14 protein-coding genes are annotated in these 14,528 nt (G+C 51.5%); 11 read left to right on the forward strand and 3 right to left on the reverse strand.

Annotated elements, in window-relative coordinates; genetic code table 11:
• Positions 1–213: 213 nt before the first annotated feature.
• On the reverse strand, positions 214–729 hold the full coding sequence (ompX, locus tag CJP72_RS21605) for an outer membrane protein OmpX (RefSeq protein WP_162383358.1): 516 nt from the start codon (positions 727–729) through the stop codon (positions 214–216).
• A gap of 353 nt (positions 730–1,082) precedes the next feature.
• Here ompX and rhtA point away from each other — a divergent pair, with 353 nt between their 5' ends.
• From rhtA to ybiO, 6 genes are all read left to right on the forward strand, one after another.
• Positions 1,083–1,970, forward strand: a complete 888-nt coding sequence (rhtA, locus tag CJP72_RS21610) for a threonine/homoserine exporter RhtA (RefSeq protein ID WP_162383359.1) — start codon at positions 1,083–1,085, stop codon at positions 1,968–1,970.
• Positions 1,971–2,271: 301 nt separating this feature from the next.
• Positions 2,272–2,775, forward strand: a complete 504-nt coding sequence (gene dps, locus CJP72_RS21615; protein WP_162383360.1) for a DNA starvation/stationary phase protection protein Dps — start codon at positions 2,272–2,274, stop codon at positions 2,773–2,775.
• Positions 2,776–3,141: 366 nt separating this feature from the next.
• On the forward strand, positions 3,142–3,888 hold the full coding sequence (gene glnH / locus CJP72_RS21620) for a glutamine ABC transporter substrate-binding protein GlnH (RefSeq protein ID WP_162383361.1): 747 nt from the start codon (positions 3,142–3,144) through the stop codon (positions 3,886–3,888).
• A gap of 125 nt (positions 3,889–4,013) precedes the next feature.
• Complete coding sequence (glnP, locus tag CJP72_RS21625) at positions 4,014–4,673, forward strand: glutamine ABC transporter permease GlnP (protein ID WP_162383362.1); 660 nt, start codon at positions 4,014–4,016, stop codon at positions 4,671–4,673.
• Positions 4,670–5,392: a glutamine ABC transporter ATP-binding protein GlnQ gene (gene glnQ, locus CJP72_RS21630; protein WP_162383363.1), complete on the forward strand. Its 723-nt coding sequence runs from the start codon at positions 4,670–4,672 to the stop codon at positions 5,390–5,392. Before glnP ends, glnQ begins: the two co-directional genes overlap by 4 nt.
• Before the next feature lie 120 nt (positions 5,393–5,512).
• Complete coding sequence (ybiO, locus tag CJP72_RS21635; RefSeq protein WP_162383364.1) at positions 5,513–7,744, forward strand: mechanosensitive channel protein; 2,232 nt, start codon at positions 5,513–5,515, stop codon at positions 7,742–7,744.
• 5 nt (positions 7,745–7,749) lie between these two features.
• On the opposite strand, the gene rlmF is transcribed toward ybiO, so the two are convergent.
• Positions 7,750–8,676, reverse strand: a complete 927-nt coding sequence (rlmF, locus tag CJP72_RS21640; protein WP_162383365.1) for a 23S rRNA (adenine(1618)-N(6))-methyltransferase RlmF — start codon at positions 8,674–8,676, stop codon at positions 7,750–7,752.
• A gap of 287 nt (positions 8,677–8,963) precedes the next feature.
• On the opposite strand from rlmF, the gene mcbA reads away from it, so the two are divergent.
• The 5 genes from mcbA (at position 8,964) to ybiJ (ending at position 13,430) form a co-directional block, all read left to right on the forward strand.
• Positions 8,964–9,224, forward strand: a complete 261-nt coding sequence (gene mcbA, locus CJP72_RS21645; RefSeq protein WP_162383366.1) for a DUF1471 family periplasmic protein McbA — start codon at positions 8,964–8,966, stop codon at positions 9,222–9,224.
• A 302-nt stretch (positions 9,225–9,526) separates the two neighbouring features.
• Positions 9,527–11,812: a catecholate siderophore receptor Fiu gene (locus CJP72_RS21650; RefSeq protein ID WP_162383367.1), complete on the forward strand. Its 2,286-nt coding sequence runs from the start codon at positions 9,527–9,529 to the stop codon at positions 11,810–11,812.
• A gap of 46 nt (positions 11,813–11,858) precedes the next feature.
• Positions 11,859–12,536, forward strand: a complete 678-nt coding sequence (ybiX, locus tag CJP72_RS21655; RefSeq protein ID WP_162383368.1) for a PKHD-type hydroxylase YbiX — start codon at positions 11,859–11,861, stop codon at positions 12,534–12,536.
• 81 nt (positions 12,537–12,617) lie between these two features.
• Positions 12,618–12,884 carry a DksA/TraR family C4-type zinc finger protein gene (locus tag CJP72_RS21660; RefSeq protein ID WP_162383369.1) on the forward strand — a complete coding sequence of 89 codons (267 nt, stop codon included), beginning with the start codon at positions 12,618–12,620 and terminating at the stop codon, positions 12,882–12,884.
• 285 nt (positions 12,885–13,169) lie between these two features.
• Positions 13,170–13,430, forward strand: coding sequence for a DUF1471 family protein YbiJ (gene ybiJ / locus CJP72_RS21665; protein ID WP_162383370.1), 261 nt, complete (start codon positions 13,170–13,172; stop codon positions 13,428–13,430).
• A gap of 107 nt (positions 13,431–13,537) precedes the next feature.
• Here the strand turns inward: ybiJ and ybiB are convergent, their stop codons facing one another.
• Positions 13,538–14,506, reverse strand: a complete 969-nt coding sequence (ybiB, locus tag CJP72_RS21670; RefSeq protein ID WP_162383371.1) for a DNA-binding protein YbiB — start codon at positions 14,504–14,506, stop codon at positions 13,538–13,540.
• Between the last annotated feature and the right edge of the window lie 22 nt (positions 14,507–14,528).

Raw genomic sequence — 14,528 nt, forward strand, 5'->3', positions numbered from 1 at the left:
TCTAAGCTCTTTTCGTCCCTCATTGGGACCCCCTTTTGATTTCTTGTTGAACATTTGCAGTTGCCAGACCGCAAGGTGTTTTAACAAATCAAAAGGGGTTTTAATAACTGGCTCAAAGCTGAAAGCTTTACTGAACCCCCAGCCTAGCTGGGGGTTTTCTATAGACAAAAAAAATCCGCCTTAAGAGGCGGATTTTTCATATCACCGTCGTGATTAGAAGCGGTAACCAACACCCGCGATCCAGGTACCAACATCCACGCTACGAATACGGCTCTGCTCGTAGGAGAAGTCCAGAGCAACGTTTTCGATCGGGTTGAACTGGAGACCAGCACCGTAGGAGAAACCGTAGTCGCTGGTGTCGTTTTTGTCAGCCGGGTAGTTCGTTTCCTGGAATTTACCGTAGCCAACACCAACTACACCGTAGATGCTTGCCCAGTCGTTCAGACGGTAAGCCGGACCTGCAGTTAGGCCGTAATACTGGGTTTTGTTGTAATCGCCTGCACTGTTAGTACGACTTTTTTCGGTGTAGGTGAAGGAGCCAATTACGCCCAGCGGGTTGTTGTCCTGCTCGTAACGATACTTCAGGTTAAAACCGCCCATTTTGTTGGCCTGGCCCTGAGCATCGCTCTGAGCGTAACCACCAGTAACGGTAGAAGTAGCAGCTACAGCAGTACCTGCGGAGATAGCCAGTACAGCGGCCAGTGCTGAAAGACATGCAATTTTTTTCATAACCACCTCAAATGTGCTTCAAGTAAATCCTAAGCTTTAAATATATCAAATATTGATGAGAAACTCTTTGCGATTCGCGATGTCTAACGAAGCCTTTCATGTAACAGAACGTTTCCAAGGCTCGCTATCTCTTTCAAATAACATCACTTTTCCGCATGATTGCACCATTATTACGCGCAAAATATGGCACGTTCATCCAGATTAATCCTAATCACGCAGATTATTAATCCATCAACTGACGCCCATTTTACGGATTTCTGGAATTTTTTTTTCAACGAATACTCAACCACCAGAGGGTTATTTCCTTTACACTCCCCTTTTACTTTTCTACACATTTATTGACAGGAGAAAAGATGCCGGGGTCGTCACGAAAAACGCCAGTCTGGTTACCCATCTTGGTTTTACTTATTGCCATGTCCTCAATTCAAAGCGGGGCTTCACTGGCGAAAACACTATTCCCTATCGTTGGCGCGCCGGGCGTTACTGCGCTGCGCCTTGCGTTGGGTACGTTAATCCTCATCGCGTTCTTTAAACCCTGGCGTCTGCGTTTTGCAAAAGAACAACGTCTTCCTCTGGTGTTTTACGGGCTGTCGCTGGGGGGAATGAACTACCTCTTTTATCTGTCAATTCAGACAGTGCCGCTGGGTATTGCCGTTGCTCTGGAATTCACCGGTCCCCTTGCGGTGGCCCTGTTTTCTTCACGACGTCCTGTCGATTTTATTTGGGTGACGCTGGCGGTTCTCGGACTCTGGTTTCTGTTACCGCTGGGGCAAGATGTCTCCCATGTTGATCCTACCGGCGCGATGCTGGCGCTGGGGGCAGGAACCTGCTGGGCTGTCTATATTCTCACCGGACACCGCGCGGGGGAGGAGCACGGTCCCGCCACCGTCGCGGTAGGCTCGCTCATTGCCGCAATGGTTTTTGTCCCGCTTGGCGTCATCCAGGCGGGCGATGCTCTATGGCACTGGTCGATTATCCCATTAGGTCTGGCGGTGGCTGTCCTTTCCACAGCACTGCCCTACTCGCTGGAGATGATAGCGCTAACACGTCTGCCCACGCGTACATTTGGCACGCTGATGAGTATGGAGCCTGCCCTGGCTGCCGTTTCCGGGATGATCTTCCTCGGGGAGACCCTGACGCTGATACAGACGCTGGCCTTATGTGCCATCATTGTGGCCTCAATGGGCTCAACGCTCACCCTGCGTCGTGAAACCCAAATTAAGCAGGTCGATATTAATTAACTTCGCCGTTCTGCATGATGTGCGTCATCATGCAGAATATTCTCCCCTGCTGAACCATCTGATATCCTTTTATTTTTGACATTCTCGTTGGCATATTTATTCTCATTTTCATTCCCCGATTCAAATAAGCAACAAACACGCAACAAAACAATCACCACCTTGATTTTTATCTGTTTTTTTATTTCCCACCATCAGCACTATTAATGCAATAGGCATAACCAAAACAGCAGACGTTAAATCTGCTGCTATACTTAATTCCGTTAATTACCTGGGACACAAAACATCAAGAGGATATGAGATTATGAGTACCGCTAAATTAGTAAAAACGAAAGCGTCTAATCTGCTTTATACCCGTAACGATGTCTCCGACAGCGATAAGAAAGCGACAATTGAGCTGTTGAATCGTCAGGTGATCCAGTTTATTGACCTGTCCTTGATTACCAAACAGGCTCACTGGAACATGCGCGGTGCCAATTTCATTGCCGTACATGAAATGCTGGATGGTTTTCGCACTGCATTGACCGATCACCTTGATACGATGGCTGAACGCGCAGTACAGCTGGGTGGCGTGGCATTAGGCACAACGCAAGTCATTAACAGCAAGACGCCGCTGAAAAGCTATCCGCTGGATATCCATACCGTCCAGGATCACCTGAAAGAGCTGGCCGATCGCTATGCGATAGTCGCCAACGATGTGCGTAAAGCCATCAGCGAAGCGAAAGATGAAGACACCGCAGATATCTTCACTGCCGCCTCTCGCGATCTCGACAAATTCCTGTGGTTCATTGAATCCAACATCGAATAAACACGCCATAAGTATTTCCTCTAATAACCCTCGCTCTGGCGGGGGTTTTGCACTTTTATAGTGCATCAAAGGCAGTTCCCTCCCTGCAAAAGTGAATTAATTGTAATAATCACCTCACACAATCGTTAACTAAAGATTGTTTTAGCAACAATTTTTACGCTAAATAGTCATACCGTTTGCACCAGGACAATTCTGCACTAATTCAGTGCCCCAAAACGGTGCGAAGCGTCGGCTTTGCTACACATATTGTGCAATGACATAAAATACATGTCAGTTAAAACAATGAGTTGCAAAGTTGGCATGTTTTTTTCATTACATTTTTTGTTCTCGCAGGGGATCGCCCCGTGGATATAAAAAGGAAATGCTATGAAGTCTGTATTAAAAGTTTCACTGGCAGCACTTACCCTGGCTTTTGCGGTATCTTCTCACGCCGCGGATAAGAAACTCGTCGTCGCAACCGACACGGCCTTCGTTCCGTTTGAATTCAAACAGGGCGACAAATATGTTGGCTTTGATGTGGATCTGTGGGCGGCGGTGGCCAAAGAACTGAAGCTGGATTATGAACTGAAACCCATGGATTTCAGCGGCATCATCCCTGCGCTGCAAACCAAAAACATCGATCTGGCGCTGGCTGGCATCACCATTACAGAAGAACGTAAAAAAGCGATCGACTTCTCTGATGGCTACTACAAAAGTGGTCTGTTAGTGATGGTGAAAGCGAACAATAACGACGTCAAAAGCGTAAAAGATCTCGATGGCAAAGTCGTTGCCGTGAAGAGCGGAACCGGTTCTGTTGATTACGCGAAAGCCAACATCAAAACCAAAGATCTGCGTCAGTTCCCGAACATTGATAACGCGTACATGGAACTGGGTACCAATCGCGCAGATGCCGTTCTGCATGATACGCCAAACATTCTGTACTTCATCAAAACCGCGGGCAACGGCCAGTTCAAAGCGGTCGGTGAGTCTCTGGAAGCACAGCAATACGGTGTCGCCTTCCCGAAAGGCAGCGATGAACTGCGCGAGAAGGTGAACGGCGCACTGAAAACGCTACGTGAAAATGGCACTTATAACGAAATCTACAAAAAATGGTTCGGTACTGAACCTAAATAAAACAGCCTGAATATCGGCTCGTCGTGCCCGGTGGCGCTCACGCTTACCGGGCCTGCGTTTTAGCCCCTGTTCGCATCCACAGCATGGGCGTTTGAATAATTTCACCACGGTAACAGGAACGACATATGCAGTTTGACTGGAGTGCCATCTGGTCCGCCATTCCGCTTCTCATTGAAGGCGCCAAAATGACCTTGTGGATCTCGGTCCTCGGTCTGGCTGGCGGTTTGGTTATTGGGCTGGCAGCAGGGTTTGCGCGCACCTTTGGCGGTTGGATTGCCAACCACGTCGCGCTGGTCTTTATTGAAGTCATCCGCGGTACGCCCATCGTCGTACAGGTGATGTTTATCTACTTCGCACTGCCAATGGCGTTTAACGATCTGCGGATTGATCCGTTCAGCGCCGCCGTCGTCACCATCATGATCAACTCAGGCGCCTACATCGCCGAGATTACGCGTGGGGCGGTGCTCTCAATACATAAAGGTTTCAGCGAAGCCGGACTGGCGCTTGGACTTTCTCGCACAGAAACCATTCGTCATGTCATTTTGCCGCTTGCGCTGCGCCGTATGCTGCCGCCGCTGGGTAACCAGTGGATCATCAGCATTAAAGATACCTCACTGTTCATTGTGATCGGCGTGGCTGAACTCACCCGTCAGGGCCAGGAGATCATTGCCGGTAACTTCCGCGCACTGGAAATCTGGAGCGCCGTTGCGGTGTTCTACCTGATCATTACGCTGGTACTGAGCTTTATTCTGCGTCGTCTGGAAAGAAGGATGAAAATCCTGTGATTGAATTTAAAAACGTTTCTAAGCATTTTGGTCCAACCCAGGTGCTGCATAACATCGATCTGAACATTAAGCAGGGTGAAGTGGTGGTCATTATCGGGCCTTCCGGTTCCGGTAAATCCACCCTGCTGCGCTGCATTAACAAGCTGGAAGAAATCACCGCTGGCGATCTGATTGTCGATGGTTTGAAAGTGAACGATCCAAAGGTGGACGAGCGCTTAATCCGCCAGGAAGCCGGGATGGTGTTTCAGCAGTTCTACCTCTTCCCGCATCTGACGGCGCTGGAAAACGTCATGTTCGGTCCACAACGCGTGCGCGGTACGAAAAAAGAGGACGCGGAAAAACTGGCCAAAGAGCTGTTGGCGAAAGTGGGGCTGGCAGAACGCGCGCATCACTACCCTTCTGAGCTTTCCGGCGGCCAGCAACAGCGCGTGGCAATCGCCCGCGCGCTGGCAGTGAAGCCCAAAATGATGCTGTTTGATGAGCCAACCTCCGCGCTTGATCCGGAACTGCGCCACGAAGTGCTGAAAGTGATGCAGGATCTGGCGGAAGAAGGCATGACGATGGTGATCGTGACACACGAGATCGGCTTCGCCGAGAAAGTGGCCTCACGCCTGATCTTTATCGACAAAGGCCGCATTGCGGAAGACGGTAACCCGCAAGCGCTGATCAAAAATCCACCCAGTCAGCGTTTACAGGAATTTTTACAGCACGTCTCCTGATCACCGCTCTCGCCTCCCTTCTTTACGAAGGGAGGTTCCCTGCGAATTTTCCCATTTCAAATCCTGCCTCCCCCATCCTCTATACTTATCTTTTTGTTTTACTTTCTCACTGGAGGAGTCATGCGGTGGATCTTGTTTATCCTCTTCATTTTACTGGGCGCTCCCGCCCATGCAGTTCCGATACCCGGCGTAGCGACGGGCACGTCATCACAAGCGGGCACGGCACCGACAGCACAACCGGATGTCGAACAAAAGAAAGCGGCCTATGCGGCGCTCGCGGACGTGCTGGAAAACGAGACGTCCCGTAACGAATTGATTGCGCAGTTACGCAGTGTCGCTAAGACGCCGCCTGCAGAACCGGTGCCTAAAATCACGCCTCCCACGCTCACCGAAGAAAAAACCGTGCTGGAGAATGTCACTGACATCAGTCGCCATTACGGCGATGCGCTCTCAGGGAAGTTTGCCCAGCTCTACCGTAATATTACCGATTCCCCGCACAAACCCTTTAATTCACACACGTTTACCAATGCCCTGACCCATTTTTTAATGCTGGCGGCCGCTGTCTTCACGTTTTACTGGGTGATTCGTCTGTGTACGATGCCGCTGTATCGCAAAATGGGGCAGTGGGCGCGTAACAAAAACCGCGATCGTAGTAACTGGCTACAGCTACCCGCGATCATTGTCGGTGCGTTTATTATCGACCTGCTCCTGCTGGCGCTGACGTTATTTTTCGGGCAGATACTGAGCGACAAAATGAACGCCGGTAGTCGGACCATCGCGTTTCAGCAGAGTCTGTTCCTCAATGCGTTTGCGCTGATTGAATTTTTCAAGGCTATCCTGCGCCTGATATTTTGCCCTGGCGTACCAGAGCTGCGTCCGTTTAATCTTCATGATGCCGGAGCGCGCTACTGGAACCGCCGTTTAAGTTCGCTCAGCAGCCTGATTGGCTATGGATTGATTGTCGCCGTCCCCATTATCTCCAATCAGGTGAATGTCCAGGTCGGCGCGATGGCAAACGTCATCATCATGCTGTGCATCACGCTATGGGCGCTGTATCTGATCTTCAAAAATAAGCGGGAGATCACCCAGCATCTGCTGGATCTGGCGGAACGTTCGCTGGCGTTTTTTAGTCTGTTTATCCGCGCGTTTGCCCTGGTGTGGCACTGGCTGGCCAGCGCCTATTTCATCGTGCTGTTTTTCTTTTCGTTGTTTGATCCCGGCAATAGCCTGAAATTTATGATGGGCGCCACGGTGCGAAGTCTTATTATTATCGGTGCCGCCGCGTTTATCTCCGGGGTGTTCTCTCGCTGGATTGCCAAAACCATCACCCTGTCTCCCGAAACGCAGCGAAACTACCCCGAGCTGCAAAAACGGCTCAATAACTGGCTGTCGATGGCGCTGAAAGTGGCGCGATTCTTGACGGTCTGCATCGCCGCGATGTTACTGCTGAATGCCTGGGGCTTGTTCGACTTCTGGAACTGGCTGCATTACGGCGCAGGCGAAAAAACGGTGGATATCCTGATCCGCATCGCGCTGATTCTGTTTTTCTCTGCCATCGGCTGGACGGTACTGGCCAGCCTGATAGAAAACCGTCTGGCCTCCGATGTCCACGGACGTCCGCTGCCCAGCGCCCGCACGCGCACGCTGCTTACCCTGTTTCGTAATGCGCTGGCGGTGATCATCAGTACCATCACCATTATGATTGTGCTCTCGGAAATTGGGGTCAATATCGCGCCGTTACTGGCCGGTGCCGGGGCGTTGGGGCTGGCGGTGTCCTTCGGCTCGCAAACGCTGGTGAAAGATATTATTACCGGGATCTTTATCCAGTTTGAAAACGGGATGAACACCGGCGATCTGGTGACGATCGGTCCTTTAACCGGAACAGTAGAACGGATGTCTATTCGCTCAGTGGGCGTACGTCAGGATACCGGGGCTTATCATATTGTTCCGTGGTCATCGATTACCACCTTCGCCAACTTTGTACGCGGTATCGGCTCGGTTGTGGCGAATTATGATGTGGATCGTCATGAGGATGCCGACAAAGCTAACCAGGCGCTGAAAGACGCCGTTGCGGCGGTGATGGAAATAGAGGATGTGCGTGGTCTGATTATTGGCGAGCCGTCATTCTCCGGCATTGTGGGCTTAACCAATACCTCATTTACGTTGCGTGTCTCGTTTACCACATTGCCGCTGAAGCAGTGGACTGTTCGCTTTGCGCTCGACACGCAGGTCAAAAAACACTTTGACCTCGCTAATATCCGTACGCCGGTACAAACGTATCAGGTTCTACCGGCGCCGACCGGGGGGGCTGCGGCGGCAGGGGTTCTGCCGCCTGATGAACCGACGCTATAGGCCAGTCAGCGTTTCTGCGTCATAAAGCGGCGACGCTGATCGTTATCCATAAAGGTCCAGGCGATAAAGCGACTCTGCTTTTGCCCCTGGGCCATCTCTTTTTTAACGACTTTGACCGCGCCAACATCCGTTAAAGCACGATACAGCGGGGGTAAATTCTCACCGCGCGAGACCAGCGTGGTAAACCACATCACCTGACGGCCAAACGCCTGGCTCTCCGCGATCATCTTTTTGATGAACGCGACTTCTCCGCCTTCACACCATAATTCCTGCTGCTGGCCGCCAAAATTCAGCGCATCGTCTTTATCCTGCCCGAGGTTACGGCGTTTACGCTCGCTGCCCGCACGCGCAGAGGCGGCCGAGTCATGGAACGGCGGGTTACACAGGGTGGCCTCAAACTGTTCATTTTTGTGAATAATGCCGTTGAAGATAGCCGAAGGATCCTTTTGTCGACGCAAACGGACAGCCCGGGTTAGCCCCGGATTGCCTTTAATAATCGCCTGGGCGCTGGCGAGCGCCTCTTCGCTGGTTTCACTTCCGGTAAAACGCCAGCCATATTCATGCGCCCCAATCAGCGGGTAAATACAGTTCGCCCCCACGCCCACGTCCAGTATGCTCGCCGTGGTCGGAATTGTGCCTGTCGTCTCACCGAGCAGATCTGCCAGATGGTGGATATAATCCGCGCGCCCCGGTACGGGTGGACACAAAAAACCGTCAGGAATATCCCAGCTCGTCACGGCGTAGAAATGCGCTAACAGCGCTTTGTTCAACGCCTTTACCGCCAGCGGGTTGGCAAAATCAATGCTTTGTTCGCCGCCTGGCGTGCGAACGAGAAATTGCGCCAGCTCTGGCGTGACCTGGCATAGTGTCGCGAGATCGTAACGACTGTGGTGACGATTACGGGGGTGTAATCCCGGTTTCAGGGGGGACATGGCATTCTCCTTTTAACAGCGGCGTAAGATACCCGTATAACGCAACGCGGTAAACATGCTTAAGCGGCGAAAACCGTTATGACTCCAGAAGGTTATCAACAAATCGCATAAATTTTACTGCCAGAGCTACCAAAATAAGCAAGATTTATGTCTTTGATTTGTCAATATACGTCAATATATATCGTTCAAAAAATGAGCAGATCTTCATCAATTTTTTGCGTTAATTGTCGTCTTCTAACGTCCTAAACTTATCAGGCACTACCTGTTGTTTCTCAGAGGATGTCATCATGAAAAAATGCCTCACATTACTTGCAGCCACCGTACTTACCGGCCTGACGTTTGCCTCATTTGCCGCACAGCCCATCACCAGTCCAGAAACCGGACAGCTAAGAGCATCTGGTACCGTTTCCGCTTCAGGGGCAACTAACCTGAGCGATCTGGAAGATAAACTGGCGGAAAAAGCGCGTGAGAAAGGCGCTAAAGGTTTTGTGGTTAACTCAGCTGGCGGTAACAATCAGATGTACGGCACTGCAACCATCTACAAATAATGCTCTTACCTGCTCAACTGCATTCGTCCTGAATGCAGTTTCCTTTTCTCCCTCGTCTCACCGCTGCTTCACTATTCGTTCAAATTGTAAACACTGTGTGTGAAATTTGAGAACCATGTAAATAAATGTATTTATTTTTTTACCAATGAATGATAGAAAGTCGCGCCAAGTGATAATCTTTATCAAAATCATTATCACTTACGATTTCACTCTGACGAGACCTGCAGTGGCATGACATCCGCAGAGATGTCCCCTTCGCGGGGTGGAAATATCAATCAAATAATAAAAAGTCGCTTATTAACATGGATAAAAATCGCAACCTGCCTTCCAGTAGCTTCCATTCGCTCACGTTTTTTGCCGGTCTATGCATCGGACTTTCACCTGTAGCACACGCTGTCGCCGCAGATGAACAGGCAAAGAAACAGGATGATACGTTAGTGGTGGAAGCCTCCACACCGTCACTTTATGCTCCGACGCAATCCGCCGATCCGAAATTCTCACGCCCGGTAGCGGACACCACACGCACAATGACGGTGATTTCAGAACAGGTAATCAAAGATCAGGGCGCCACCAATTTGACCGATGCGTTGAAAAACGTGCCCGGCGTTGGCGCTTTCTTTGCAGGCGAAAACGGCAACTCCACCACGGGCGATGCGGTTTATATGCGTGGCGCCGATACCTCAAACAGCATCTACATTGACGGCGTGCGTGACATTGGCAGCGTCACGCGCGATACCTTCAACACCGAACAAGTTGAGGTGATCAAAGGTCCATCCGGGACCGATTACGGCCGCAGCGCACCGACCGGTTCGATCAATATGATCAGCAAACAGCCGCGTACCGACTCGGGCATTGATGCCTCGGCAAGCGTGGGTAGCGCGTGGTTCCGCCGTGGTACGCTGGATATTAACCAGGTAATAGACGAAACCACCGCCGCGCGCCTGAACCTGATGGGCGAAAAAACGCACGACGCTGGCCGGGATAACGTTAAAAATGAACGTTATGGCGTCGCCCCTTCTATCGCTTTCGGCCTGGATACGTCCACTCGCCTGTATCTGAACTATCTGCACGTCACTCAGCACAACACGCCAGACGGCGGGATCCCGACCATTGGTTTACCTGGTTATTCTGCGCCTTCTGCTGGCACGTCCGCACTCAACAGTTCTGGCAAAGTGGATACACATAATTTTTACGGCACGGATTCTGACTACGACGACTCCACGACCGACACCGCCACCATGCGTTTCGAACATGACCTGACCGACAGCACCACCGTTCGTAACACCACGCGCTGGTCACGCATCAAACAGGATTATCTGATGACCGCCGTGATGGGCGGCGCATCGAACATCACGCAGCCTGACAACAACGTTGACTCCTGGACCTGGTCTCGCCTTGCGAATACCAAAGATGTCAGCAATAAGATCCTCACTAACCAGACCAACCTGACGTCGACATTTTATACCGGCTCTATTGGACACGACATCAGCACGGGTATCGAATTTACCCGCGAAACCCAGACCAACTACGGTGTCAATCCGCTGACACCGCCTCCGGTCAATATTTACAACCCAAATAGCAACGTTCACATTGGCGGGCTAACCCGTAATGGCGCAAACGCCAATGGCCAGACTGACACTTTCGGCATCTACGCGTTTGATACGCTGCAAATCACGCGCGACATTGAACTCAACGGCGGTATTCGACTCGATAATTACCGTACCGAGTACGATAGCGCTACCGCCTGCGGCGGCACAGGTCGCGGCGCGGTGGCGTGCCCGGCGGGCGTAGCGAAAGGTTCTCCTGTCACGACAGTGGACACCGCGAAATCGGGAAACCTGGTAAACTGGAAAGCCGGCGCGTTGTACCATCTGACGGACAACGGCAATATTTATGTTAACTACGCCATTTCTCAGCAACCGCCAGGCGGAAATAACTTTGCTCTCGCCCAGAGCGGCAGCGGCAACAGCGCAAACCGTACTGACTTCAAACCGCAGAAAGCGAAAACCAGCGAAATTGGCACCAAGTGGGAAGTGCTGGATAAACGTCTGCTTTTAACCGCAGCGCTATTCCGTACCGATATCGAAAATGAAGTAGAACAGAACGACGACGGAACCTACTCCCAGTACGGGAAGAAACGCGTAGAAGGGTATGAACTGTCGATTGCCGGGAACATCACGCCAGCCTGGCAAGTCATCGGCGGTTACACTCAACAACACGCCACCGTCCGCGACGGCAAAGACGTCGCGCAGGATGGGTCTTCCTCCCTGCCGTATACGCCAGAACACGCCTTTACACTGTGGAGCCAGTATCAAGCCACCAGTGATCTCTCCGTCGGGGCTGGCGCGCGCTATATCGGCAGTATGCACCGGGGTTCCGACGGTGCGGTAGGTACGCCGTCTTATACCGAAGGGTATTGGGTCGCTGATGCAAAACTGGGATACCGCGTGAACCGCAATCTCGACTTCCAGTTGAACGTCTACAACCTGTTTGATACTGACTACGTCTCTTCAATTAACAAGAGCGGATACCGTTATCATCCGGGTGAACCAAGAACCTTCCTGTTCACGGCCAATATGCATTTCTGATAAGCATTACGTGGGGCCCCCGGCCCCACTCTCCGGAGAATCGCACATGATGTATCACATTCCGGGCGTTTTAACGCCGCAAGGCGTCGCGCAATGTCGCCAACAACTTGAACAGGCTGACTGGATCGATGGCCGGGCAACCACTGGCGTTCAGGGCGCTCAGGTCAAAAATAACCAGCAGGTTGATACCAACAGCGAGCTGTATATCGCTTTACAGCAGGCGGTACTGTCCGCCGTCAACCAGAACCCGCTGTTTTTCTCGGCCGCCTTACCGAAAACGATTTCCATGCTATTGTTTAACCGCTATCAGGATAATGAAACCTATGGTTTCCATGTTGATGGCGCAGTACGCAGCCATCCGGAAAGCGGCTGGATGCGTACCGACCTTTCCGCCACTTTATTCCTGAGTTCACCAGAGAGTTATGACGGCGGGGAACTGATTGTTAATGATACCTACGGGCAGCATTCGGTGAAGCTACCGGCCGGAGATTTAGTGCTTTATCCCTCCAGCAGCCTGCATTGCGTCACTCCCGTAACGCGGGGCGTCCGCGTTGCATCGTTTATGTGGGTTCAGTCGATGATCCGCGATGATAAGAAACGCGCCATGCTGTTTGAACTGGATAAAAATATCCAGTCGCTCAAAAGCCGCAGCGGTGAAAGTGAGGAGATCCTCTCTTTACTCAACCTCTACCATAACCTGCTGCGCGATTGGTCTGAGATCTGAGAAGAGACCGCTTTGACGGCGCGATTATTGCCCCCACATTCACTACAATTACCCTATGAAATGAATGTGGAGGTGACACTTATGGCATCCGGATGGGCAAATGACGACGCGGTGAATGAGCAGATCAACAATACCATTGAAGATGCTGTCGCGCGCGTTCGCGGGGAATTACCCCAGGGTGAAAGTCTGCATGAATGCGAAGAGTGTGGCGAAACAATCCCCGACGCCCGACGCAAAGCGGTGCCGGGGGTCAGATTATGCCTCACCTGCCAACAGGAGAAAGATTCAAAAAATGAAACTTTTTCAGGATATAATCGCAGAGGATCGAAAGACAGCCAGTTACGTTAACTTATCTTTACCGAAATAATCGCGCGATGCGATTTCCTTTACACTCACGTTTTTTTGCGGACTGCATAGCAAAATGTGCCGTCATCCTTCACTCTGTAAACAGCAATAACAAGAACTGTAAATACCTATCCTGAATTTATTAATAATCAATAATTTATTTGTCATTCAATATTTTTGATTAATGCCGTCAATTCTATTCGATTTTATCCCCCGCCCAAAAACGTGATACTTGTCACATCGACGGAGCATCGTCTTACGAACAAAATAACCTGCGAGAGATTAACAATGAAAACGATCAAATATGCTGTTGCCGCTATCGCTCTGTCTGGACTGTCATTTGGCGTATTCGCTGCCGAACCGGTGACGGCTGCTCAGGCACAAAACATGAATAAAATCGGTGTGGTTTCTGCGGAAGGCGCCACCACGCTGGACGGCCTGGAAGCGAAACTGGCTGAGAAAGCCGCTGCTGCTGGCGCAAGCAGCTATAGCATTACCTCTGCATACAGCAACAACAAAATGAGCGGTACTGCGGTTATCTACAAATAATTTTTTGTCTGTCTGCCTACAGACGCCCTGCACCAACCCTCATAGACCTGTGTTACCCTTTGTTTGCCCGTCCGCCACTGGACGGGCTTTTTTTTTACCCGAATCCGTTAAAAACTCTGTCCGACACGCGCCAGACCGTCTGTCAGCGTTTCCACCTCACCCGTTGCCACCAGACAACAGGCCATCTGAATTTTTAACGCGTCGGGAACCGGTTCGCTACCCGCCAGACAACGCTCAATCCAACGCGCTGTGGTTTCAGGATCTTTCGCAGCAGGCAGTGGTACCGGCTCCTCGGGCATCTCGCGTTGACGATCCACAAGCACGCGCACACCACGGTTATCGATCAGGCTAATTTGCGGGCAGCGTTGCGGATTGGCATACACTTCTCCCTCGGTGCCATGCATCAGCAAACTGCGACCGCCGATGTCACCAAAAAACTTCGCCACACGCGGGACATATTCCGGATGAGAAACGCTGGCAAGACGTAAGGCAGCATCTTCTGCAAACGGCGTCGCCAGCTTCGCCAGCGTGTGCGCACTGTTACGCACGCCCATTCGCCAGCGCATCGCCAGTTGTTTTTCCAGCGGCGGGCACAGTGTGCCGACAGGAATAAACACCGGGTGGTGTCCGTCGAGTTTGGCCTGAGCCTGACCCGCATGCAGGGTCGGCGTAATTCCCATCATTTCAAAAATGGTTTCCGTCAATACGCGGGTTGGATCTTCGCTCACCCCGTGAACCACCACCGGAAAGCCCAGTTTACGTAGCAGAATAGCCAGCAGCGGCGTCAGGTTTGCCTGCTTACGCGCCCCGTTGTAGCTGGGGATCACGATAGGCATCGGCTTTGCAACCGGCGGCGTCAGACGAAGAGTGTGCTTCTGCATCGCCTCATAGAAACCCAGCATCTCGGCCTCACCCTCGCCTTTAATACGCAGCGCAATCAGTACGCCGCCCATTTCCAGGTCAGGAACTTCACCGTTTAACATGTGGGTATACAGACCGCGTGCAGTGTCCTGGTCCAGATCGCGGGCGTGATTTTTACCTCGCCCAACCTCTTTGATTATCTTGCGGTAATCCATCGAAAACTCCTTGCGGGGTGCG

Source organism: Citrobacter sp. NCU1 (assembly GCF_010231475.1).
In the GTDB taxonomy this organism is placed as follows: domain Bacteria; phylum Pseudomonadota; class Gammaproteobacteria; order Enterobacterales; family Enterobacteriaceae; genus Citrobacter_D.

Bases quoted from the DNA above. Each gene is read 5' to 3' on its own strand.
- ompX (WP_162383358.1), bottom strand. From the start codon at position 729: ATGAAAAAAATTGCATGTCTTTCAGCACTGGCCGCTGTACTGGCTATC.
- rhtA (WP_162383359.1), top strand. From the start codon at position 1,083: ATGCCGGGGTCGTCACGAAAAACGCCAGTCTGGTTACCCATCTTGGTT.
- dps (WP_162383360.1), top strand. From the start codon at position 2,272: ATGAGTACCGCTAAATTAGTAAAAACGAAAGCGTCTAATCTGCTTTAT.
- glnH (WP_162383361.1), top strand. From the start codon at position 3,142: ATGAAGTCTGTATTAAAAGTTTCACTGGCAGCACTTACCCTGGCTTTT.
- glnP (WP_162383362.1), top strand. From the start codon at position 4,014: ATGCAGTTTGACTGGAGTGCCATCTGGTCCGCCATTCCGCTTCTCATT.
- ybiO (WP_162383364.1), top strand. From the start codon at position 5,513: ATGCGGTGGATCTTGTTTATCCTCTTCATTTTACTGGGCGCTCCCGCC.
- rlmF (WP_162383365.1), bottom strand. From the start codon at position 8,676: ATGTCCCCCCTGAAACCGGGATTACACCCCCGTAATCGTCACCACAGT.
- mcbA (WP_162383366.1), top strand. From the start codon at position 8,964: ATGAAAAAATGCCTCACATTACTTGCAGCCACCGTACTTACCGGCCTG.
- CJP72_RS21650 (WP_162383367.1), top strand. From the start codon at position 9,527: ATGGATAAAAATCGCAACCTGCCTTCCAGTAGCTTCCATTCGCTCACG.
- ybiX (WP_162383368.1), top strand. From the start codon at position 11,859: ATGATGTATCACATTCCGGGCGTTTTAACGCCGCAAGGCGTCGCGCAA.
- CJP72_RS21660 (WP_162383369.1), top strand. From the start codon at position 12,618: ATGGCATCCGGATGGGCAAATGACGACGCGGTGAATGAGCAGATCAAC.
- ybiJ (WP_162383370.1), top strand. From the start codon at position 13,170: ATGAAAACGATCAAATATGCTGTTGCCGCTATCGCTCTGTCTGGACTG.
- ybiB (WP_162383371.1), bottom strand. From the start codon at position 14,506: ATGGATTACCGCAAGATAATCAAAGAGGTTGGGCGAGGTAAAAATCAC.